Consider the following 21,223-nt stretch of genomic DNA (forward strand, 5'->3'; position numbering starts at 1 on the left):
CCGAATTAGAATTCCAGACCGTGCTCGCGGGCAGCGTCCGCCAGGGCCTTGATACGACCGTGGTACTTGAAGCCGGAACGGTCGAACGCCACTTGGGCAACGCCAGCAGCCTTGGCCTTTTCGGCGATACGCTTGCCCACCACGACGGCGGCGTTCACGTTGCCACCCTGGGCAACGTCAGCGCGCACTTCGGCTTCCAGAGTAGAAGCGCTGGCCAGCACGCGAGCGCCGGCAGCATCGATGACCTGGGCGTAGATGTGGCCGTTGGTGCGATGCACGCTAAGACGCACCATCTTGAGCTCTGCAATACGTGCACGGGTTTTGCGTGCGCGGCGGAGTCGAGCTTGTTTTTTGTCCATTTCAGTGCCTCAATTACTTCTTCTTGGTCTCTTTCAGAACCACCACCTCGTCGGCGTAACGCACGCCCTTGCCCTTATAGGGCTCCGGAGCACGATAAGCACGAATCTCGGCGGCCACCTGACCCACGCGCTGTTTGTCAGCGCCTTTGATCAGGATTTCGGTCTGCGTCGGGGTTGCCACGGTGATGCCAGCCGGCATCTGGTGGGCCACCGGGTGCGAGAAACCAAGCGACAGGTTCAGGGTATCGCCTTGAGCTTGGGCGCGGTAACCCACGCCGACCAGCTGCAGCTTCTTCTCGAAGCCTTTGGAGACACCCGCAACCATGTTGTTGAGGAGCGCACGCAGCGTACCAGACATGGAACGCGCGAACTTGCTGTCGGTCTTGGCTGCGAAGGTCAGCTGATTGTCTTCCAGCTTGACTTCCACCTCGTTGCACAGGGCAGTGCTGAGGGTGCCAAGCGCGCCCTTCACGGTCACCTCGGAAGCACCGAATTTCACTTCGACACCGGCCGGGATCGCGACAGGGTTTTTAGCTACGCGAGACATTACACCCTCTCCTTATGCCACGAAGCACAGCAGCTCACCGCCGATACCGGCAGCGCGCGCTTTGCGATCGGTCATCACGCCCTTGGAGGTGGACAGAATCGCCACGCCAAGACCGTTCATCACCTTCGGAATATCCGTGGTGCCCTTGTAGACACGCAGGCCCGGACGAGAAACGCGATCGATACGCTCGATCACCGGACGGCCAGCGTAGTATTTCAGCTGGATGTCGAGAACCGGTTTTTTCTCGTCGCCGGAGATCGCGAAATCTTCGACATAGCCTTCGTCTTTCAGCACCTGGGCAATCGCCAGCTTCAGCTTCGAGGACGGCATGGAAACAGCCGTCTTGGCAGCGCGCTGGGCGTTACGGATGCGGGTCAACATGTCGGAAATAGGATCATGCATGCTCATTCGTTTTCTCCTATTACCAGCTGGCCTTCACAACCCCCGGGATCTCGCCTTTCATGGCGAGTTCACGAAGCTTGTTACGACCCAGACCGAATTTACGGAACACACCACGCGGACGACCGGTAATGGCGCAACGGTTACGTTGGCGCACCGGGCTGGCGTTGCGCGGCAGGGCCTGAAGCTTCAGGCGGGCCTCGAAACGCTCTTCATCCGAGAGGTTGGAGTTGTTGATGATTGCGAGAAGCTCTTCACGCTTGCCAGCAAATTTGGCGACGAGCTTGGCGCGCTTCTTTTCACGGTTAATCAGTGCAAGTTTTGCCATGTGCTTAACCCTTGAACGGGAACTTGAACGCTGCCAGCAGCGCGCGGGCTTCTTCGTCGGTTTTCGCCGTGGTGGTGATGGTGATGTTCATACCACGCAGCGCATCGATTTTGTCGTACTCGATTTCCGGGAAGATGATCTGCTCGCGCACACCCATGTTGTAGTTGCCGCGGCCGTCGAAGGACTTGCCGGACACACCGCGGAAGTCGCGCACGCGCGGCAGGGCGATGGTCACCAGACGGTCGAGGAACTCGTACATGCGTTCGCGGCGAAGGGTCACCTTGCAGCCCACCGGGTAGTGGTCGCGAATCTTGAAGCCGGCGATCGACTTGCGGGCGGTGGTCACCACCGGTTTTTGACCGGTGATCTTTTCCAGATCGCCCACGGCAAATTCCATGACTTTCTTGTCAGCAACCGCTTCACCGACACCCATGTTCAGGGTGATCTTTTCGATGCGCGGCACTTCCATCACGGACTTGTAGCCGAACTGTTTCACCAGTTCCGGAACGACGTTGCTTTTGTAAATATCGTAGAGACGTGCCATGTTCACTCCTTACGCGCCAACGACTTCACCGCTGGACTTGAACACGCGCACTTTGCGGCCGTCTTCCAGCTGCTTGATGCCTACGCGGTCAGCCTTTTGGGTGGCCGGGTTGAAAATGGCTACGTTCGAGATGTGCAGCGGCATGGTTTTTTCAACAACGCCACCAGCTACGCCACGAATCGGGTTCGGCTTCTGGTGCTTCTTGGCGATGTTCACGCCCTCCACAACCAGTTTATCTTCGAGCACGCGCAGGACGGTGCCGCGCTTGCCTTTGTCTTTACCGGTGAGGACGATGACGTCGTCACCTTTACGGATTTTTCGCATCAATCTCTCCCTTACAGCACTTCCGGAGCGAGCGACACGATCTTCATGAATCGCTCGGTACGCAGTTCGCGGGTCACCGGGCCGAAGATGCGGGTGCCAATCGGCTCAAGCTTGGTGTTGAGCAGCACGGCGGCGTTGCTGTCGAACTTGATCAGCGAACCGTCCGGACGACGCACGCCCTTAGCCGTACGAACCACAACCGCGTTGTACACGTCGCCCTTCTTGACGCGACCGCGCGGAGCGGCGTCCTTGATGCTCACCTTGATGATGTCGCCAACGCTAGCGTAGCGACGCTTGGAGCCGCCCAGCACCTTGATGCACATAACGGAACGCGCACCGGTGTTGTCTGCGACCTCAAGCATGGTCTGCATTTGAATCATGTGAAATTACCTTTCTCTCCAACTTAACCCGTCACTTTCATCCGGCTTTGGTGCGAGAGTGCACCTCAACTCAGATGAAACGCCGCGAAGCTTACGCTTGCGGCGTATCAAACGGCCAGTCTTGGAGCCCGTCAGGGCAGAATCCCACCCATAGAGAGGGGCGGAAAATGGCCATTATACAGAGGGGTCACCCCCTCCGCAAGCTTTTACACTTGACGAGCGCGCTCGACAAGCGCAGTCACCACCCACGACTTAGTCTTCGAGAGCGGGCGGGATTCGCTGATCACCACCACATCGCCTTCGCGATACTCGTTGCTTTCGTCATGTGCGTGGAATTTCTTGGAGCGACGGATCACTTTGCCGTAGATCGGGTGCTTAACTTTGCGCTCGACCAGAACGGTTACGGTTTTATCCATCTTGTCGCTGACCACTTTACCGGTCAGCGTACGGACCACCTTGGTTTCGCTCATCTTAAACCGCCTTTTCTTTCAGAACAGTGCGAACGCGCGCGATGTCACGACGCACCTTGTTCAGTTCACTGGTCTTGGCGAGCTGCTGGGTAGCGTGTTGCATGCGCAGCGCAAACTGGGCCTTGAGTAGGCTCAGCAGCTCAACCTTCAGGTCGTCGACGGTTTTTGCTCTCAGTTCGGACGCTTTCATTACTGACCTACCTGTCTAGTCACAAACACAGTCGGGATCGGCAACTTGGCTGCGGCCAAACGGAAAGCTTCACGAGCGAGTTCCTCGTTGACGCCGTCCATTTCATACAGCATTTTGCCAGGCTGAATTTCGGCCACGTAGTACTCCGGGCTACCTTTACCGTTACCCATACGCACTTCCGCCGGCTTGGAGGAGATCGGCTTATCCGGGAACACGCGGATCCAGATACGGCCGCCACGTTTGATGTGACGGGTCATGGCGCGACGAGCCGCCTCGATCTGGCGCGCGGTCAAACGGCCTCGGCCAACCGCTTTCAGACCGAAATCGCCGAAGTTGACCTTGTTACCACGGGTAGCGATACCCGTGTTACGGCCCTTCTGCTGTTTGCGGTACTTGAGTCTAGTTGGCTGCAGCATTTCGACCACCTGCCTTTCTGGATTTCTTCTCCGGAGCTGCCGGTGCAGCCTGCACCTGGCCCGGCTTCAGCTCACCTTTGTACACCCACACCTTGATACCGATGATGCCGTAGGTGGTCTTCGCTTCCGAAGTCGCGTAGTCCACGTCGGCACGAAGGGTGTGCAGCGGCACACGGCCTTCGCGGTACCATTCGACACGCGCGATTTCGGCGCCGTTCAGACGACCCGAGCTCATGATCTTGATGCCCTGGGCACCCATGCGCATCGCGTTCTGCATCGAGCGCTTCATGGCGCGGCGGAACATCACGCGCTTCTCGAGCTGCGAAGCGATACCGTCGGCAACGATCTGAGCATCGATTTCCGGCTTGCGGACTTCTTCGATGTTCACATGCACCGGCACACCGAGACGCTTCTGCAGCTCTTGCTTCAGCAGCTCGATGTCTTCGCCCTTCTTACCGATCACGACACCCGGACGGGCGCTGTGAATGGTGATGCGGGCCGACTTGGCCGGGCGCTCGATGATCACGCGACCGACGGAAGCGTGAGCAAGGCGCTTTTTCAGAAACTCGCGAACTTCGATGTCCTGCTTGAGCATGCCTGCGAAATCCAGGGAATTCGCAAACCACTTCGAGGACCAGTTCTTGTTGACAGCAAGACGGAAACCCGTCGGATGAATCTTCTGACCCATTGCTTACCCCTTAATTGCCCACGACCAGCGTGATGTGGCAGGTCTGCTTTTCGATACGGTTGCCGCGGCCTTTGGCGCGGGCCGTAAAGCGCTTGAGGCTCGGACCCTTGTCCACGAAAACAGTGGCCACTTTCAGGGTATCGATGTCAGCGCCCTCATTGTGCTCGGCGTTGGCGATAGCCGACTCCAGCACTTTCTTGAGGATGGCAGCACCTTTTTTCGGGCTGAAGGCCAGGATATTCAGCGCCTGGTCGACCGGCTTACCGCGAACGAGATCAGCCACCAGACGGCACTTCTGTGCCGACAGGCGGGCATTATTCAGTTGTGCAGATACTCTCATCGCATCACCTTATTTCTTCTTCGCCTTCTTATCGGCCGCGTGGCCTTTGAAGGTACGAGTCAGGGAGAATTCACCCAGCTTGTGACCCACCATGTTCTCGGAGACGTAGACCGGAACGTGGGTACGGCCGTTGTGAACAGCGATGGTCAGACCAATGAAGTCCGGCAGGATGGTCGAACGACGCGACCAGGTCTTGATCGGACGTTTGTCGTTGGTTGCACGCACCGCGTCGACTTTCTTCAACAGGTGCAGATCAACAAACGGGCCTTTTTTCAGCGAACGTGCCATATGTCAATTAACCCTTGTTAGAGAAGCGACGACGCACGATCATGTTGCTCGTACGTTTGTTGCGGCGGGTACGGTAGCCTTTGGTCGGCGTGCCCCACGGGCTAACCGGCACACGGCCTTCACCAGTACGACCTTCACCACCACCGTGCGGGTGATCGATCGGGTTCATCGCCGTACCGCGAACGGTCGGACGAATACCACGCCAGCGGTTAGCACCGGCTTTACCGATCTTACGCAGGCTGTGCTCTTCATTACCGACTTCACCGATGGTGGCGCGGCAGTCGACGTGCACCTTGCGAATCTCGCCCGAGCGCAGACGCAGCTGAGCGTAAGCGCCTTCACGAGCCAGCAGCATCACCGATGCACCGGCCGAACGAGCCAGCTGGGCACCTTTGCCCGGCTGCAGTTCGATGCAGTGAATCGTGGTACCCACCGGGATGTTGCGGATCGGCAGGGCGTTACCTGCCTTGATCGGCGCTTCCGAGCCGGACAGCAGCACGGCACCAGCCTTCACGCCACGCGGGGCGATGATGTAGCGGCGCTCGCCATCGGCGTAGCACAGCAGGGCGATGTTCGCAGTGCGGTTCGGGTCGTACTCGAGACGCTCGACTTTCGCCGGGATGCCGTCTTTGTTGCGACGGAAATCGACGATACGGTAATGCTGCTTGTGACCACCGCCGCGATGACGCGTGGTGATGTGACCGTTGTTGTTACGACCGGCAGTCGATATTTTCTTGTCGAGCAGCGGGGCGTAGGGCGCGCCTTTGTGCAGGTCAGGATTAACGACCTTCACCAGGGCACGACGGCCAGCGGACGTCGGTTTTACTTTTACGATAGGCATGCTCTATCTCCCTTACTCGGCAGCGGCTGCGGTCAGATCGATTTCCTGACCCGGCACCAAGCTGACGTAAGCCTTTTTCCAGTCCTTGCGACGGCCGACACTGCGACCGAAACGCTTGGTCTTGCCTTTGACGTTCAGGGTGCTAACACCTTGCACCTTGACGTTGAACAGCAGTTCAACAGCAGCCTTGATTTCCGGCTTGGTGGCATCGCCAACCACGCGGAACACCACCTGCTGGCTCTTCTCGGCCACCATGGTGCTCTTTTCGGAGACTACCGGAGCAAGGATAACTTGCATCAAACGTTCTTGATTCATGCCCACTGCTCCTCAAACTGCTGCACGGCATCGCGGGTCATCACGACCTTCTTGAAACGCACCAGGCTGTACGGGTCAGCTTGCTGAGCCTCGATCACCAGGACATTCGGCAGGTTGCGGGACGAGAGATAGAGGTTTTCATCCAGCTCTTTGGTAATGAACAGCGCCTGCTCGAGACCCAGCGACTTCACCTTGGCGGCGAACTCCTTGGTCTTCGGGCTTTCAACAGCCAGGCTGTCCACGATCACCAGACGCTCTTCACGCACCAACTGCGACAGGATAGCCGCCATACCGGCACGGTACATCTTGCGGTTAACCTTCTGGCTGAAGTTCTCTTCCGGGCTGTTCGGGAAGGCACGACCACCACCACGCCATACCGGCGACGAAGTCATACCGGCACGGGCACGACCGGTGCCCTTTTGACGGAACGGCTTCTTGGTGGAGTGCTTCACCTCGGCGCGCGTCAGCTGGGCACGGTTGCCGCTGCGAGCGTTCGCCAGGAAGGCAGTCACCAGCTGGTGAACCAGCGATTCGTTGTATTCGCGACCGAACAGCGTGTCGGATGCATTCAGACCTTCGACGGCCTGACCTTGGATATTGATAACTTTCAGTTCCATCACGCACCCGCCTTAACACTAGGACGTACGACCACGTCGCCGTTCTTGGCGCCCGGAACGGCACCTTTCACGAGCAACAGCTGACGTTCCGCGTCAACGCGAACAACTTCCAGGCTCTGAACGGTCGACTTGACGTTACCGTACTGACCGGCCATGCGCTTACCCGGGAAAACGCGACCCGGATCTTGAGCCTGACCGATGGAACCCGGCGTGTTGTGCGACAGCGAGTTACCGTGCGACGCGCGGTTGGAAGAGAAGTTGTGACGCTTGATCACACCGGAGAAGCCCTTACCTTTGGAGGTACCGGTCACATCGACCAGTTGACCCACGGCAAAGATTTCAACGGTAATGGCGTCGCCTGCTTTCAGGCTCGATAGCTCTTCGCTGTTGAGCACGAATTCTTGCAGGACGCTGCCCGCTTCAACACCGGCCTTGGCAAAATGCCCGGCTTCGGATTTGCTGACGCGGTTAGCCTTGCGGGTGCCGAAAGCAACCTGAACGGCGGTGTAGCCGTCGGTTTCGGCGGTTTTGATTTGTGTGACGCGATTCGCGGACATGTCCAGCACCGTCACCGGGATGGATGCACCATCTTCGGCAAAGACGCGGGTCATGCCGACTTTGCGACCGACAAGACCAAGACTCATGGTTATTTCCTTTTGCAGGTGCCGATTGCGATTGACCGGCAGTCTCTAAAACAAAAGCGGACTCGCCCAAAATTGGGCGAGTCCGAGACTCTATCACAGAAAATTCAAGCATCGCAAGCACTTACATGCTTGCGCGCTTTCGTTTCGTGATTACTGCAGTTTGATTTCCACATCGACGCCGGCCGGCAGATCGAGCTTCATCAGCGCGTCCACGGTTTTATCGGTCGGGTCGACGATGTCCATCAGGCGCAGGTGGGTGCGGATTTCCAGCTGGTCGCGCGAGGTCTTGTTCACGTGCGGCGAACGCAGCACGTTGAAACGCTCGATCTTGGTCGGCAGCGGAACCGGGCCCTTGACCACGGCGCCGGTGCGCTTGGCGGTCTCGACGATTTCCTGGGCGGAACGATCGATCAGGTTGTAATCGAAGGCCTTCAGACGGATGCGGATTTTTTGGCTCATATCAGTCTCGATTAGGCGATGATCTTGGCAACGACACCGGCGCCGACGGTACGACCGCCTTCACGGATGGCGAAGCGCAGACCTTCTTCCATGGCGATCGGCGCGATCAGTTCCACGGTGATGGACACGTTGTCGCCCGGCATCACCATTTCCACGCCTTCAGCCAGCGTCACCGCACCGGTCACGTCGGTGGTACGGAAGTAGAACTGCGGACGGTAGTTGGCGAAGAACGGGGTGTGACGACCGCCTTCGTCTTTCGACAGCACGTACACTTCAGCGCTGAACGTGGTGTGCGGGGTGATCGAACCCGGCTTGGCCAGCACCTGGCCACGCTCGACGTCTTCACGCTTGGTGCCGCGCAGCAGCACGCCGACGTTGTCGCCAGCCTGACCCTGGTCCAGCAGCTTGCGGAACATTTCCACGCCGGTGCAGGTGGTCTTGACGGTCGGCTTCAGGCCGACGATCTCGAGTTCTTCGCCGACTTTGACGATGCCGCGCTCGACGCGACCGGTCACCACGGTGCCGCGGCCCGAGATCGAGAACACGTCCTCGATCGGCAGCAGGAACGGCTTGTCGATCGCGCGCTCCGGGGTCGGGATGTAGCTGTCCAGCGCGTCGGCCAGGCGGAAGATCGCCGGTTCGCCGTATTCGCTCTGGTCGCCTTCCAGCGCCAGACGAGCGGAGCCGGTGATGATCGGGGTGTCGTCACCCGGGAAGTCGTACGACGACAGCAGGTCGCGCACTTCCATTTCCACCAGTTCCAGCAGCTCGGCGTCGTCCACCAGGTCGGCCTTGTTCAGGAACACGATGATGTACGGCACGCCCACTTGGCGCGACAGCAGGATGTGTTCGCGGGTCTGCGGCATCGGGCCGTCAGCGGCCGAGCACACCAGGATCGCGCCGTCCATCTGGGCCGCGCCGGTGATCATGTTCTTCACATAGTCAGCGTGACCCGGGCAGTCAACGTGAGCGTAGTGGCGGGCTTCGGTTTCGTATTCAACGTGCGCGGTGTTGATGGTGATACCGCGGGCCTTCTCTTCCGGCGCGCTGTCGATCTGGTCGTAGCCCTTGGCTTCGCCACCGAATTTCTTCGACAGAATGGTGGTGATAGCAGCAGTCAGAGTGGTCTTACCATGGTCAACGTGACCGATGGTGCCAACGTTTACGTGCGGTTTCGTCCGCTCGAACTTTTCTTTTGCCATTTTGCAAAATCCTTGATTTAAAGAACAAAAAGGGTTGGCCGAGCCTATTCGGCCCGGCCGACAGCGCGCTTATTTCTTGGCGTTCATCACCGCGTCGGCAACATGCTTCGGCGCTTCAGAGTAGTGCTTGAACTCCATGGAGTAGGTTGCACGACCCTGGGACATCGAACGCAGCGTGGTCGAGTAGCCGAACATCTCGGCCAACGGCACTTCGGCGCGAATCTTCTTGCCACCCGCTTCGTCATCGTCCATGCCCTGCACGATGCCGCGACGGGACGACAGGTCGCCCATGATGTCGCCCATGTACTCTTCCGGAGTTTCCACTTCGACGGCCATCATCGGCTCGAGCAAAACCGGGCTGGCCTTGCGCATGCCTTCCTTGAACGCCATCGAACCCGCCAGCTCAAACGCGATCTGCGAGGAGTCGACGTCGTGGTAGGAACCGAAGGTCAGGCGGACCTTCACGTCGACCACCGGGAAGCCGGCGAGGATACCGTTCGACAGGGTGTTCTGGATGCCCTTGTCAACCGACGGGATGAATTCGCGCGGAATCACGCCGCCCTTGATCTCGTCGACGAACTGGTAGCCGCCGCCCTCTTCCATCGGCTCGATGGTCAGCACCACGTGGCCGTACTGACCCTTACCGCCGGACTGCTTGACGTGCTTGGCATCGGATTCCACCGTCTTGCGGATGGTTTCGCGGTAAGCCACTTGCGGCGCGCCGACGTTGGCTTCAACGCCGAATTCGCGCCTCATGCGGTCAACCAGAATTTCCAGGTGCAGTTCGCCCATACCGGAAATGATGGTCTGGCCGGATTCTTCGTCGGTACGCACGCGGAACGACGGGTCTTCCTTGGCCAGGCGGTTCAGCGCCACGCCCATTTTTTCCTGGTCGGCCTTGGTCTTCGGCTCGACGGCGACGTGAATCACCGGCTCCGGGAATTCCATGCGCTCGAGGATGATCGGCGAGTCGACGGCACACAGGGTCTCACCGGTGGTGACTTCCTTGAGGCCGATGGCAGCGGCGATGTCGCCGGCGCGGACTTCTTCGAGCTCGATACGGTCGTTCGCCATCATCTGCACGATACGGCCGATACGCTCTTTCTTGCCCTTCACCGAGTTCAGCACGGTGTCGCCCGACTTCACTACGCCCGAGTAGACACGGAAGAAGGTCAGTTGACCGACGTACGGGTCATTCATCAGCTTGAACGCGAGCGCCGAGAATTTCTCGTCGTCGGAAGCGTGACGAACGGCGGCGACGCCATCTTCTTCACCGGCGATCGGCGGAACGTCCAGCGGCGACGGCAAGAGTTCGATCACGGCGTCGAGCATGCGCTGAACGCCCTTGTTCTTGAACGCGGTACCGCACAGCATCGGCTGGATTTCGTTACGCAGCGTACGCTCGCGCAGGCCCTTGATGATTTCTTCCTCGGTCAGCGCTTCGCCGCCCAAGTACTTGTCCATCATCTCGTCGCTGACTTCGGCGGCCGCCTCGACCATCTTCTCGCGCCATTCTTCGGCAACGGGAACGATGTCGGCCGGGATCTCGCCGTACTCGAACTTCATGCCTTGCGAGGCCTCGTCCCAGATGATCGCTTTCATCTTCAGGAGGTCGACCACGCCCTGGAAGCCGTCTTCGGCGCCGATCGGCACCACGATCGGCACCGGGCTCGCGCGCAGACGGGTTTTCATCTGCTCGACCACGCGAAAGAAGTTGGCGCCTTGACGGTCCATCTTGTTCACGAAGGCCAGACGCGGCACTTTGTACTTGTTGGCCTGACGCCACACGGTTTCGGATTGCGGCTGAACGCCACCGACCGCGCAGTACACCATCACGGCGCCGTCCAGGACGCGCATCGAACGCTCCACCTCGATGGTGAAGTCCACGTGACCCGGGGTGTCGATGATGTTGAAGCGGTGTTCCGGGAACTGCAGGCCCATGCCCTTCCAGAACGTGGTGGTCGCGGCGGAGGTGATGGTGATGCCACGCTCCTGCTCCTGCTCCATCCAGTCCATGGTGGCGGCGCCATCATGCACTTCACCGATCTTATGGTTTACACCGGTGTAGAACAGAATACGCTCGGTCGTGGTGGTCTTGCCGGCGTCAATGTGAGCGCTGATACCGATGTTACGGTAGCGCTCGATAGGAGTTTTCCTAGCCACGGGGAAACCTTCTCGATGTAGGTTAAATTAGAAGCGGAAGTGCGAGAAGGCCTTGTTGGCTTCGGCCATACGATGCACTTCTTCACGCTTCTTCATAGCACCGCCGCGGCCTTCCGCGGCATCGAGCAGTTCACCGGCCAGACGCAGGTCCATGGACTTTTCGCCGCGCTTGCGGGCGGATTCACGCAACCAGCGCATGGCCAGAGCGAGACGACGTGCGGGGCGTACTTCAACCGGAACCTGGTAGTTGGCACCACCCACACGACGGCTCTTCACTTCGACGACCGGCTTGACGTTGGAGATGGCGGTGTTGAACACCTCGATCGCGTCTTTACCGCTCTTCTTGGAGATCTGTTCGAGCGCGCCGTACACGATACGTTCGGCGACGGATTTCTTGCCATCCATCATCACGACGTTCATGAACTTGGTCAGCTCCTGCGAACCGAATTTCGGATCCGGCAGGATGTCGCGCTTCGGTACTTCTCTGCGTCTTGGCATTTCAATTCCTTACTATTCAATTCAGTTGAGCGTTTCGCTCGCGACCGCTCATCGAAGCGATCACTTACTCGACGACCTTCACTCGGGTGGTCGCCGTCTCAGCGCACCTTACTTGGGGCGCTTGGCACCGTACTTCGAACGGGACTGCTTACGGTCTTTCACGCCGGCGGTATCCAGCGAACCGCGCACGGTGTGGTAACGCACACCCGGCAAGTCTTTTACACGACCGCCGCGGATCAGCACGACCGAGTGCTCTTGCAGGTTGTGGCCTTCACCGCCGATGTACGAAATCACTTCGAAACCGTTGGTCAGGCGCACCTTGGCCACTTTACGAAGCGCCGAGTTCGGCTTCTTCGGGGTGGTGGTGTACACGCGGGTGCATACGCCGCGTTTCTGCGGGCAGGCTTCGAGCGCCGGGACCTTGCTCTTCGCTTTGATAGCGACGCGGCCCTTGCGCACGAGTTGGTTAATAGTTGGCATTACTCAGGTTCCTATTGAGTGAAAAAACGGCAGTCTCCCGCCGAATCGCAGGATTATAGGGGAGTCGTTAACCGCTCGTCAATGAAACAAACGCCGCCAATCCAGCGTTAACCGTTGAATTGGCAGCGTTTTTTGTTACACCCTGGCGGGTGTCAGACTTATTCCTGGCTTTCAATCGGCTCCGCGCCCACCTCGGCCAACAGCGCGCCGGTCAACGAATCGCTGCCGGGCTCCTGGCGACGACGGTTGCGATGGTAAGCCAGACCGGTACCGGCCGGGATCAGACGGCCGACGATCACGTTTTCCTTCAGGCCGCGCAGGTCGTCCTTCTTGCCCATGATCGCCGCTTCGGTCAGCACACGCGTCGTTTCCTGGAACGAGGCCGCCGAGATGAACGAGTCGGTCGACAACGAAGCCTTGGTGATGCCGAGCAGCACGTTTTCGTACTGGGCCGGCAGCTTGCCGTCGGCGTTCATCCGGTCGTTGGCCGCGTACACTTCGGCGCGCTCGACCTGTTCGCCCAGGATGAAGTCGGTGTCGCCCGAGTCGCTGATGACCACGCGACGCAGCATCTGGCGGATGATCACCTCGATGTGCTTGTCGTTGATCTTCACGCCCTGCAAGCGGTACACCTCCTGCACTTCCTGGACGATGTAGCGCGCCAGCTCTTCGATACCCTGCAGGCGCAGGATGTCGTGCGGATCGACCGGACCGTCGACGATCGACTCGCCGCGGTTCACCACCTGACCGTCGTGCACCAGCACGTGCTTGTCTTTCGGGATCAGGCTCTCCATGGCATTGAGGTCCATATCGGTGATGATCAGACGCTGCTTGCCCTTGGTGTCCTTGCCGAACGACACGGTACCGGTGACCTCGGCCAACATGCCGGCGTCCTTCGGCGAACGCGCTTCGAACAGCTCGGCCACACGCGGCAGACCACCGGTAATGTCGCGGGTCTTCGACGTTTCCTGCGGCAGACGTGCGAGCACCTCACCGACGCCCACTTCCTGGCCGTCCTTCACGGTGATGATCGCACCGACCTGGAAGGTGATGGTCACCGGCGTCTCGGTGCCGGAGAGCTTCGCTTCGTTGCCAAACTCGTCGATCAGTTTCACCATCGGGCGCAGCATCTTCGACTGCGAACCGGCGCGGCGCTTCGGATCGATCACGACCAGCGTCGACAGACCGGTCACATCGTCGGTCTGCTTGGCCACCGTGTTACCCTCTTCGACGTTCTCGAAGCGGACGCGACCACCGTACTCGGTGATGATCGGACGGGTGTGCGGGTCCCACGTCGCCAGCGGCGTGCCGGCCTTGATCGCGATGCCGTCGGTCACGCGCAGCGTCGCGCCGTACGGCACTTTGTGACGTTCACGTTCGCGGCCGACGTCGTCGTGGATCACCACTTCGCCGGAGCGGGTGATCACGATCAGCTCGCCCTTGCTGTTGGTGACGTAACGCATCAGGCTGCCGAAACGCACGGTACCGTTCGACTTGGTTTCCACCTGGCTGGCTGCGGCGGCTCGCGACGCGGCACCACCGATGTGGAAGGTACGCATGGTCAGCTGGGTGCCCGGCTCACCGATCGACTGCGCGGCGATCACACCGACGGCCTCGCCGGCGTTGACGACCTTGCCGCGTGCCAGGTCGCGACCGTAGCACTTGGCGCACAGGCCGTAGCGGGTTTCGCAGGTGATCGCGGTGCGGACCTTCACCTCGTCGATGCCGAGGCTGTCGATCAGGTCGACCATCGCCTCGTCGAGCAGCGAGCCGGCTTCGATCACGGTCTCTCCGGTCGACGGGTCGATCACGTCGATCGCGGTCACGCGGCCGAGGATACGGTCGCGCAGCGCTTCGATCACGTCGCCGCCCTGCAGCACGGCCTTCATGTTGAAGCCGTTCACGGTGCCGCAATCGTCCTCGATCACGACCAGATCCTGCGTCACGTCAACGAGACGACGCGTCAGGTAACCCGAGTTCGCGGTCTTCAGCGCGGTATCCGCCAGACCCTTACGCGCACCGTGGGTCGAGATGAAGTACTGGAGAACGGTCAGGCCTTCGCGGAAGTTCGACGTGATCGGCGTTTCGATGATCGAACCGTCCGGCTTGGCCATCAGGCCCCGCATACCGGCCAGCTGGCGAATCTGCGCCACCGAACCCCGGGCGCCGGAGTCGGCCATCATATAGATGGAGTTGAACGACTCCTGGTCGACTTCATTGCCTTCGCGGTCGATGACCTTCTGCTTGGCAAGCTCTTCCATCAGCGCCTTGGCGACCTTGTCACCGGTGCGGCCCCAGATGTCGACCACCTTGTTGTAGCGCTCGCCCTGGGTCACCAGACCCTGGCGATACTGCTCTTCGATCTCTTTGACTTCTTTTTGCGCGTCGGCCAGCAGTTCGACCTTCTTGGCCGGCACCAGCATGTCGTCGACGCAGATCGAGATGCCGCCGCGGGTCGAGTAGGCGAAACCGGTATACATCAGCTGGTCGGCGAAGATCACCGTATCGCGAATGCCGCAACGACGGAACGAACCGTTGATCAGCTTCGAGATCTCTTTCTTCTTCAGCGCCTTATTGATGTATTCGAATGGCAGGCCCTTCGGCAGGATCTCCGACAGGATGGCTCGGCCAACGGTGGTCTCGAACCGCTTGACCACGGTGACGAATTCGCCCTGCTCGTCGTGCTCCCATTCTTTCAGGCGCACGGTGATGCGCGAGGCCAGCTCGACCAGACCGTTGCCGTAGGCGCGGTGCAGTTCGGCCAGGTCGGCGAACACCATGCCTTCGCCCTTGCCGTTCACCTTGTCGCGGGTCATGTAGTACAGACCCAAGACGATATCCTGCGACGGCACGATGATCGGCTCGCCGTTGGCCGGCGACAACACGTTGTTGGTCGCCAGCATCAAGGTGCGGGCTTCCATCTGCGCCTCGAGCGACAGCGGCACGTGGACGGCCATCTGGTCACCGTCGAAGTCGGCGTTGAACGCCGCGCAGACCAGCGGGTGCAGCTGGATCGCCTTGCCTTCGATCAGCACCGGCTCGAACGCCTGGATGCCCAGACGGTGCAGCGTCGGAGCACGGTTCAAGAGAACCGGATGCTCGCGGATCACGTCTTCGAGGATGTCCCAGACTTCCGGCACTTCCTGCTCGACCAGCTTCTTGGCAGCCTTGATCGTCGTCGCCAGCCCCATCACTTCGAGCTTGTGGAAGATGAACGGCTTGAACAGCTCGAGCGCCATTTTCTTCGGCAGGCCGCACTGGTGCAGACGCAGGTACGGACCGACGGTGATCACCGAACGACCGGAGTAGTCGACGCGCTTACCGAGCAAGTTCTGGCGGAAGCGACCGCCCTTGCCCTTGATCATGTCGGCCAGCGACTTCAGCGGGCGCTTGTTGGCGCCGGTCATCGCCTTGCCGCGACGACCGTTGTCGAGCAGCGAGTCGACCGACTCCTGCAGCATGCGCTTCTCGTTGCGCACGATGATGTCCGGCGCGCGCAGCTCCAAGAGACGCTTCAGGCGGTTGTTACGGTTGATGACGCGGCGGTACAGGTCGTTCAGGTCGGAGGTCGCGAAGCGGCCGCCATCGAGCGGCACCAGCGGACGCAGCTCCGGCGGCAGCACCGGCAGCACCTCGAGGATCATCCAGTGCGGCTTGATGCCGGTGCGCTGGAAGGCCTCGAGCACCTTCAGGCGCTTGGCGATCTTCTTGATCTTGGTGTCGGAGCCGGTCGTCTCGAGTTCGCGGCGCAGGTCCTCGATCTCGGTCGTGATGTCCATCTTGCTCAAGAGCTCGCGCACGGCCTCGGCGCCCATCATGGCGACGAATTCTTCACCGTACTCGTCCTGCTTGTCGAGGTAGTCTTCCTCGGTCAGCAGTTGACGGCGCTGCAGCGGGGTCATGCCCGGCTCGGTCACGACGAAGGCTTCGAAGTACAGCACGCGCTCGATGTCGCGCAGTGCCATGTCGAGCACCATGCCCAGACGGCTCGGCAGCGACTTCAGGAACCAGATGTGGGCGACCGGCGACGCGAGCTCGATGTGGCCCATGCGCTCGCGGCGCACCTTGGACAACGTCACTTCGACGCCGCACTTCTCGCAGATCACGCCGCGGTGTTTCAGGCGCTTGTACTTGCCGCACAAGCACTCGTAATCCTTCACCGGGCCGAAGATGCGCGCGCAGAACAGACCGTCGCGCTCCGGCTTGAAGGTGCGGTAGTTGATCGTTTCGGGCTTTTTGACTTCACCGTACGACCAGGAGCGGATCTTGTCGGGCGAGGCGACGCCGATCTTGATCGCGTCGAATTCCTCTTCCTGGGTGACTTGCTTAAAAAGATCAAGCAGGGCTTTCATTTTTACTCCCGTGAGGGTGAGCCTTCGAAAGGTTGGCCGAGCCTCGGCCAACCTTTCAGGCTCACGCCTTCATCAATAGCGTTCCAGATCGATGTCCAGACCCAGCGAGCGGATTTCCTTCACCAGCACGTTGAAGGATTCCGGCATGCCGGCATCGATCTTGTGCTCGCCCTTGACGATGTTTTCGTACACCTTGGTCCGGCCGGTCACGTCGTCCGACTTCACCGTCAGCATTTCCTGCAGCGTGTAGGCGGCGCCGTAAGCCTCCAGCGCCCACACCTCCATCTCCCCGAAACGCTGGCCACCGAACTGCGCCTTGCCGCCCAGCGGCTGCTGGGTGACGAGCGAGTACGGGCCGGTGGAACGGGCGTGCATCTTGTCGTCGACCAGGTGGTGCAGCTTCAGGTAGTGCATCACGCCGACGGTGACCTTGCGGTCGAATGCTTCGCCCGAGCGGCCGTCGAACAGCGTCATCTGGGTCTTCGAACCGTTGAAGCCCAGTTGAGCGGTGCGCTCGTCCTCGTCAGGGTAGGCGATGTCGAGCATCGCGCGGATTTCGTTTTCCTTCGCGCCGTCGAACACCGGCGTCGCGAACGGCATGCCGCGGCGCAGGTTGTGCGCCAGTTCGAGCACCTCCTGGTCGCTGTACGACGCGATGTCCTCGCTCTTGCCGGTGGTGTTGTACACCTTCTCGACCAGACCTCGCACCTCAGCGGCGGCGCGCTGCTCGCGCAGCATGCGGTCGAACTGTTCGCCGATACCCTTGGCGGCCCAGCCCAGGTGCACTTCCAGGATCTGACCGATGTTCATCCGCGACGGAACGCCCAGCGGGTTCAGCACGATGTCGACTGCGCGGCCGTCGGCCATGTACGGCATGTCCTCGACCGGCAAGATGCGCGATACCACACCCTTGTTACCGTGGCGGCCGGCCATCTTGTCGCCGGCCTGCAGGCGACGTTTGACGGCCAGGTAGACCTTGACCATCTTCTGCACGCCCGGCGGCAGTTCGTCGCCCTGCGTCAGCTTACGCTTCTTGTCTTCGAACTTGAGGTCGAATTCTTCGTGCTTCTGCGCGAGGCTTTCCTTGATCAGCTCGAGTTGCTTGGCGACGTCTTCGTCGCTCATGCGGATGTCGAACCATTCGTGCTTCGAACCCAGGCCTTCCAGGTACTCGGCGGTGATCTCAGTACCTTTGACCAGGCGCTTCGGCCCGCCGTTCGCGACCTTGCCGACGATCAAGCGCTCGATACGGCTGAACGCGTCGTTGGCGAAAATCCGCAGCTGGTCATTCAGGTCGAGGCGGTAACGCTTCAGTTCGCCGTCGATAATCATCTGCGCGCGCTTGTCGCGCTCGATGCCTTCGCGGGTGAACACCTGCACGTCGATCACGGTGCCGGTCATGCCGGTCGGGACGCGCAAGCTCGTGTCTTTCACGTCGGACGCTTTTTCACCGAAGATCGCGCGCAGCAGCTTCTCTTCCGGCGTCAGCTGGGTTTCGCCCTTCGGCGTCACCTTGCCGACCAGCACGTCACCGGCTTCGACTTCGGCGCCGATGTAAACGATGCCCGAGTCGTCGAGGCGGTTCTGCATGCGCTCGGACAGGTTCGGGATGTCGCGGGTGATCTCTTCCGGCCCCAGCTTGGTGTCGCGCGACACCACCGACAGCTCCTCGATGTGGATCGAGGTGTAGCGGTCTTCGGCGACGACGTTTTCCGAGATGAGGATCGAGTCCTCGAAGTTGTAGCCGTTCCACGGCATGAACGCGATGGTCATGTTCTGACCGAGCGCCAGTTCACCCAGGTCGGTCGACGCGCCGTCGGCGACCACGTCGCCGCGGGCGATCTGGTCGCCGACCTTCACCAGCGGACGCTGGTTGATGTTGGTGTTCTGGTTGGAACGGGTGAACTTGGTGAGGTTGTAGATATCGACGCCGACTTCGCCGGCGACCGCCTCTTCATCGTTCACTCGCACCACGATACGGCCGGCGTCGACATAGTCGACCACGCCGCCGCGACGGGCGATCACGGTGGTGCCCGAGTCGACGGCCACCGAGCGCTCGATACCGGTGCCGACGAACGGCTTCTCGGCGCGCAGGCACGGTACGGCCTGACGCTGCATGTTGGCGCCCATCAACGCACGGTTCGCGTCGTCATGCTCGAGGAACGGAATCAGCGAAGCGGCCACCGACACGACCTGACCGGTCGCCACGTCCATGTACTGGACGCGATCCGGCGTCGCGAGGATGGTCTCGCCCTTCTCGCGGCAGGTCACCAGTTCGTCGATCAGCGTGCCGTTCTCGTCCAGCTCGGCGTTGGCCTGGGCGATCACGTAGCGGCCTTCTTCGATCGCCGACAGGTAGTCGATGTCGGCGGTCACCTTGCCGTCGGCCACCTTGCGGTACGGCGTCTCGAGGAAGCCGAACTCGTTGGTGCGCGCGAACACGGCCAGCGAGTTGATCAGGCCGATGTTCGGACCTTCAGGCGTTTCGATCGGGCACACGCGACCGTAGTGGGTCGGGTGCACGTCGCGCACCTCGAAGCCGGCGCGTTCGCGCGTCAGGCCGCCCGGGCCAAGGGCCGACACGCGGCGCTTGTGGGTGATCTCCGACAGCGGGTTGGTCTGGTCCATGAACTGCGACAGCTGGCTCGAACCGAAGAACTCCTTGATCGCGGCCGACACCGGCTTGGCGTTGATCAGGTCGTGCGGCATCAGGTTGTCGGACTCGGCCTGGTTCAGGCGCTCCTTCACCGCGCGCTCGACGCGCACCAGACCGGCGCGGAACTGGTTCTCGGCCAACTCGCCGACCGAACGCACGCGACGGTTGCCGAGGTGGTCGATATCGTCGACTTCGCCGCGGCCGTTCTTCAGCTCGACGAGGATCGCGATCACCGACACGATGTCCTCGTTCGACAGCACCACATCGGCGGTGTCGCGACGATGGCCGAAGGTCTCGCCGATCAGCGACTTAAACCACTCAGGGGTCTTGTCGTCGAACTTGTAGTCGTAGGTGCGGGTGTTGAACTTCATCCGGCCGACGCGCGACAGGTCGTAGGTCTCTTCGCTGAAGAACAGGCGGTTGAACAGCGCTTCGACCGCGTCTTCGGTCGGCGGCTCGCCCGGGCGCATCATGCGGTAGATCGCGACGCGCGCCTGCTGCTTGTCCTGGATGTCATCCGAACGCAGCGTTTGCGAGATGTAGGCGCCTTGATCCAGATCGTTGGTGTACAGCACCTCGATTTCCGGCACGCCGTGGATGTCGAGCTTGGCGACGAGGTCGTCGGTGATCTCTTCGTTGGCCTTCGCCAGCACTTCACCGGTATCCGGGTTGACCGCGGTCTTGGCGAGCACCTTGCCGACCAGCACGTCGAACGGCACTTCGATCCGGTCGATGCTGGCGGTGGCGATGTCGCGCATGTGCTTGGCGGTGATGCGCTTGTCCTTCTGGACGATCACGGTGCCGTCGGCTGCGACGATGTCGGCCTTCGCCACTTCGCCCTTCAGGCGCTCGGCCACCACCTTCATGAACACGCCGTTTTCGGTCAGGTAGAAGGTGTCGGTGTTGTAGAACTCGGACAGGATCCGCTCTTCGCTGTAACCAAGCGACTTGAGCAGGATGGTCACCGGCATCTTGCGGCGACGGTCGATACGGAAGTACAGCAGGTCTTTCGGATCGAACTCAAAGTCCAGCCACGAGCCGCGGTAGGGAATCACGCGGGCCGAGAACAAGAGCTTGCCGGAAGAGTGCGTCTTGCCGCGGTCGTGCTCGAAGAACACGCCCGGGGAGCGGTGCAGCTGCGACACGATGACGCGCTCGGTACCGTTGATGATGAACGAACCGTTGGTGGTCATGAGCGGAATCTCGCCCATGTACACCTCATTCTCGCGCACTTCCTTCACCACCGGTTTGGACGACTCTTTGTCCAGGATGGTCAGACGGATCCGGGCCCGAAGCGGTGCCGCGTAGGTAATGCCGCGCAGATGGCATTCCTGCACATCGAACGGAGGTTCGCCCAGCACGTAGTGAACAAAGTCCAGGCGCGCATAGCCGTTGTGGCTATTGATCGGGAAAATCGACTTGAACGCCGCCTGCAGGCCCGCTTCCTTGCGCTGATCTACCGGCACCCCCAGCTGGAGGAAGTCGGTGTAAGAATCGATCTGGGTCGCCAACAGGAATGGGACATCGAGAACACTATCGCGCTTCGCAAAACTCTTGCGGATACGCTTCTTCTCAGTAAACGAATAACTCATGAGAGTCTCCATCGAGGTGGGGTGGCGCAAGAAACCAAAAGTCAGCAGCCACCTGCAGCGGATTGCTGGCTTTTACCTTCTTTTGTCGAACAACAGGGCGCTATCGGTTACAAGCGCAACAAGGCTGGCGG

At 60.5% G+C, this 21,223-nt stretch carries 24 protein-coding genes; all 24 read right to left on the reverse strand.

Annotated elements, in window-relative coordinates:
• Positions 1-5: 5 nt before the first annotated feature.
• On the reverse strand, positions 6-359 hold the full coding sequence (rplR, locus tag DWG20_RS03435; RefSeq protein ID WP_115432492.1) for a 50S ribosomal protein L18: 354 nt from the start codon (positions 357-359) through the stop codon (positions 6-8).
• Positions 360-372: 13 nt separating this feature from the next.
• Positions 373-906: a 50S ribosomal protein L6 gene (gene rplF, locus DWG20_RS03440; RefSeq protein ID WP_115432493.1), complete on the reverse strand. Its 534-nt coding sequence runs from the start codon at positions 904-906 to the stop codon at positions 373-375.
• 12 nt (positions 907-918) lie between these two features.
• On the reverse strand, positions 919-1,314 hold the full coding sequence (gene rpsH / locus DWG20_RS03445) for a 30S ribosomal protein S8 (RefSeq protein ID WP_115432494.1): 396 nt from the start codon (positions 1,312-1,314) through the stop codon (positions 919-921).
• A gap of 13 nt (positions 1,315-1,327) precedes the next feature.
• The gene (gene rpsN, locus DWG20_RS03450; RefSeq protein WP_115432495.1) at positions 1,328-1,633 is read right to left on the reverse strand and encodes a 30S ribosomal protein S14; all 306 of its coding nucleotides are present in this window, start codon (positions 1,631-1,633) and stop codon (positions 1,328-1,330) included.
• A gap of 4 nt (positions 1,634-1,637) precedes the next feature.
• Positions 1,638-2,177 (reverse strand): 50S ribosomal protein L5, encoded by a 540-nt coding sequence (rplE, locus tag DWG20_RS03455; RefSeq protein ID WP_115432496.1) that lies wholly within the window; start codon positions 2,175-2,177, stop codon positions 1,638-1,640.
• A gap of 9 nt (positions 2,178-2,186) precedes the next feature.
• Positions 2,187-2,501 carry a 50S ribosomal protein L24 gene (gene rplX / locus DWG20_RS03460; protein ID WP_115432497.1) on the reverse strand — a complete coding sequence of 105 codons (315 nt, stop codon included), beginning with the start codon at positions 2,499-2,501 and terminating at the stop codon, positions 2,187-2,189.
• Between the two features lie 11 nt (positions 2,502-2,512).
• Positions 2,513-2,881, reverse strand: a complete 369-nt coding sequence (gene rplN, locus DWG20_RS03465) for a 50S ribosomal protein L14 (RefSeq protein ID WP_066613184.1) — start codon at positions 2,879-2,881, stop codon at positions 2,513-2,515.
• 206 nt (positions 2,882-3,087) lie between these two features.
• The gene (gene rpsQ, locus DWG20_RS03470) at positions 3,088-3,351 is read right to left on the reverse strand and encodes a 30S ribosomal protein S17 (RefSeq protein ID WP_115432498.1); all 264 of its coding nucleotides are present in this window, start codon (positions 3,349-3,351) and stop codon (positions 3,088-3,090) included.
• A gap of 1 nt (position 3,352) precedes the next feature.
• Positions 3,353-3,541: a 50S ribosomal protein L29 gene (rpmC, locus tag DWG20_RS03475; protein ID WP_115432499.1), complete on the reverse strand. Its 189-nt coding sequence runs from the start codon at positions 3,539-3,541 to the stop codon at positions 3,353-3,355.
• Positions 3,541-3,957, reverse strand: a complete 417-nt coding sequence (gene rplP / locus DWG20_RS03480; RefSeq protein WP_115432500.1) for a 50S ribosomal protein L16 — start codon at positions 3,955-3,957, stop codon at positions 3,541-3,543. The genes rpmC and rplP overlap by 1 nt, the downstream gene beginning before the upstream one ends.
• Positions 3,941-4,645, reverse strand: a complete 705-nt coding sequence (gene rpsC / locus DWG20_RS03485; protein WP_115432501.1) for a 30S ribosomal protein S3 — start codon at positions 4,643-4,645, stop codon at positions 3,941-3,943. The genes rplP and rpsC overlap by 17 nt, the downstream gene beginning before the upstream one ends.
• Before the next feature lie 10 nt (positions 4,646-4,655).
• Complete coding sequence (gene rplV / locus DWG20_RS03490; RefSeq protein WP_115432502.1) at positions 4,656-4,985, reverse strand: 50S ribosomal protein L22; 330 nt, start codon at positions 4,983-4,985, stop codon at positions 4,656-4,658.
• Positions 4,986-4,994: 9 nt separating this feature from the next.
• A complete protein-coding gene (gene rpsS, locus DWG20_RS03495; RefSeq protein ID WP_017507372.1) occupies positions 4,995-5,273 on the reverse strand; it encodes a 30S ribosomal protein S19 in 279 nt (92 codons plus the stop codon).
• Positions 5,274-5,280: 7 nt separating this feature from the next.
• Positions 5,281-6,114, reverse strand: coding sequence for a 50S ribosomal protein L2 (gene rplB, locus DWG20_RS03500; RefSeq protein ID WP_115432503.1), 834 nt, complete (start codon positions 6,112-6,114; stop codon positions 5,281-5,283).
• Between the two features lie 12 nt (positions 6,115-6,126).
• Entirely contained in the window at positions 6,127-6,429 is a 303-nt protein-coding gene (gene rplW / locus DWG20_RS03505; protein ID WP_115432504.1) for a 50S ribosomal protein L23, read from the reverse strand.
• Positions 6,426-7,046 carry a 50S ribosomal protein L4 gene (gene rplD, locus DWG20_RS03510; RefSeq protein ID WP_115432505.1) on the reverse strand — a complete coding sequence of 207 codons (621 nt, stop codon included), beginning with the start codon at positions 7,044-7,046 and terminating at the stop codon, positions 6,426-6,428. Before rplD ends, rplW begins: the two co-directional genes overlap by 4 nt.
• Positions 7,046-7,690: a 50S ribosomal protein L3 gene (gene rplC / locus DWG20_RS03515; RefSeq protein ID WP_115432506.1), complete on the reverse strand. Its 645-nt coding sequence runs from the start codon at positions 7,688-7,690 to the stop codon at positions 7,046-7,048. The genes rplD and rplC overlap by 1 nt, the downstream gene beginning before the upstream one ends.
• Positions 7,691-7,840: 150 nt before the next feature.
• Complete coding sequence (gene rpsJ / locus DWG20_RS03520) at positions 7,841-8,149, reverse strand: 30S ribosomal protein S10 (RefSeq protein WP_115432507.1); 309 nt, start codon at positions 8,147-8,149, stop codon at positions 7,841-7,843.
• Between the two features lie 11 nt (positions 8,150-8,160).
• On the reverse strand, positions 8,161-9,351 hold the full coding sequence (gene tuf / locus DWG20_RS03525; RefSeq protein WP_115432508.1) for an elongation factor Tu: 1,191 nt from the start codon (positions 9,349-9,351) through the stop codon (positions 8,161-8,163).
• Positions 9,352-9,420: 69 nt separating this feature from the next.
• Positions 9,421-11,514, reverse strand: a complete 2,094-nt coding sequence (gene fusA, locus DWG20_RS03530; protein WP_115432509.1) for an elongation factor G — start codon at positions 11,512-11,514, stop codon at positions 9,421-9,423.
• Between the two features lie 27 nt (positions 11,515-11,541).
• The gene (rpsG, locus tag DWG20_RS03535; RefSeq protein WP_115432510.1) at positions 11,542-12,012 is read right to left on the reverse strand and encodes a 30S ribosomal protein S7; all 471 of its coding nucleotides are present in this window, start codon (positions 12,010-12,012) and stop codon (positions 11,542-11,544) included.
• Between the two features lie 108 nt (positions 12,013-12,120).
• Positions 12,121-12,492: a 30S ribosomal protein S12 gene (rpsL, locus tag DWG20_RS03540; protein ID WP_115432511.1), complete on the reverse strand. Its 372-nt coding sequence runs from the start codon at positions 12,490-12,492 to the stop codon at positions 12,121-12,123.
• A 158-nt stretch (positions 12,493-12,650) separates the two neighbouring features.
• Entirely contained in the window at positions 12,651-16,844 is a 4,194-nt protein-coding gene (gene rpoC / locus DWG20_RS03545) for a DNA-directed RNA polymerase subunit beta' (protein WP_115432512.1), read from the reverse strand.
• A 72-nt stretch (positions 16,845-16,916) separates the two neighbouring features.
• Positions 16,917-21,092, reverse strand: a complete 4,176-nt coding sequence (gene rpoB, locus DWG20_RS03550; protein ID WP_115432513.1) for a DNA-directed RNA polymerase subunit beta — start codon at positions 21,090-21,092, stop codon at positions 16,917-16,919.
• Positions 21,093-21,223 lie beyond the last annotated feature (131 nt).

Source organism: Crenobacter cavernae, assembly GCF_003355495.1.
Lineage (GTDB): Bacteria > Pseudomonadota > Gammaproteobacteria > Burkholderiales > Chromobacteriaceae > Crenobacter > Crenobacter cavernae.

Excerpts from the sequence above, each read along its gene's own strand:
- rpsS (WP_017507372.1), bottom strand. The coding sequence starts at position 5,273 with ATGGCACGTTCGCTGAAAAAAGGCCCGTTTGTTGATCTGCACCTGTTG.
- rpsC (WP_115432501.1), bottom strand. The coding sequence starts at position 4,645 with ATGGGTCAGAAGATTCATCCGACGGGTTTCCGTCTTGCTGTCAACAAG.
- rplX (WP_115432497.1), bottom strand. The coding sequence starts at position 2,501 with ATGCGAAAAATCCGTAAAGGTGACGACGTCATCGTCCTCACCGGTAAA.
- rpmC (WP_115432499.1), bottom strand. The coding sequence starts at position 3,541 with ATGAAAGCGTCCGAACTGAGAGCAAAAACCGTCGACGACCTGAAGGTT.
- rplF (WP_115432493.1), bottom strand. The coding sequence starts at position 906 with ATGTCTCGCGTAGCTAAAAACCCTGTCGCGATCCCGGCCGGTGTCGAA.
- rpsN (WP_115432495.1), bottom strand. The coding sequence starts at position 1,633 with ATGGCAAAACTTGCACTGATTAACCGTGAAAAGAAGCGCGCCAAGCTC.
- rplC (WP_115432506.1), bottom strand. The coding sequence starts at position 7,690 with ATGAGTCTTGGTCTTGTCGGTCGCAAAGTCGGCATGACCCGCGTCTTT.
- rplP (WP_115432500.1), bottom strand. The coding sequence starts at position 3,957 with ATGCTGCAGCCAACTAGACTCAAGTACCGCAAACAGCAGAAGGGCCGT.
- rpsJ (WP_115432507.1), bottom strand. The coding sequence starts at position 8,149 with ATGAGCCAAAAAATCCGCATCCGTCTGAAGGCCTTCGATTACAACCTG.
- tuf (WP_115432508.1), bottom strand. The coding sequence starts at position 9,351 with ATGGCAAAAGAAAAGTTCGAGCGGACGAAACCGCACGTAAACGTTGGC.
- rpsQ (WP_115432498.1), bottom strand. The coding sequence starts at position 3,351 with ATGAGCGAAACCAAGGTGGTCCGTACGCTGACCGGTAAAGTGGTCAGC.
- rplW (WP_115432504.1), bottom strand. The coding sequence starts at position 6,429 with ATGAATCAAGAACGTTTGATGCAAGTTATCCTTGCTCCGGTAGTCTCC.
- rplR (WP_115432492.1), bottom strand. The coding sequence starts at position 359 with ATGGACAAAAAACAAGCTCGACTCCGCCGCGCACGCAAAACCCGTGCA.
- rplN (WP_066613184.1), bottom strand. The coding sequence starts at position 2,881 with ATGATTCAAATGCAGACCATGCTTGAGGTCGCAGACAACACCGGTGCG.
- rpsH (WP_115432494.1), bottom strand. The coding sequence starts at position 1,314 with ATGAGCATGCATGATCCTATTTCCGACATGTTGACCCGCATCCGTAAC.
- rplV (WP_115432502.1), bottom strand. The coding sequence starts at position 4,985 with ATGAGAGTATCTGCACAACTGAATAATGCCCGCCTGTCGGCACAGAAG.
- rpsL (WP_115432511.1), bottom strand. The coding sequence starts at position 12,492 with ATGCCAACTATTAACCAACTCGTGCGCAAGGGCCGCGTCGCTATCAAA.
- rplB (WP_115432503.1), bottom strand. The coding sequence starts at position 6,114 with ATGCCTATCGTAAAAGTAAAACCGACGTCCGCTGGCCGTCGTGCCCTG.
- rplE (WP_115432496.1), bottom strand. The coding sequence starts at position 2,177 with ATGGCACGTCTCTACGATATTTACAAAAGCAACGTCGTTCCGGAACTG.
- rplD (WP_115432505.1), bottom strand. The coding sequence starts at position 7,046 with ATGGAACTGAAAGTTATCAATATCCAAGGTCAGGCCGTCGAAGGTCTG.
- rpoB (WP_115432513.1), bottom strand. The coding sequence starts at position 21,092 with ATGAGTTATTCGTTTACTGAGAAGAAGCGTATCCGCAAGAGTTTTGCG.
- rpoC (WP_115432512.1), bottom strand. The coding sequence starts at position 16,844 with ATGAAAGCCCTGCTTGATCTTTTTAAGCAAGTCACCCAGGAAGAGGAA.
- rpsG (WP_115432510.1), bottom strand. The coding sequence starts at position 12,012 with ATGCCAAGACGCAGAGAAGTACCGAAGCGCGACATCCTGCCGGATCCG.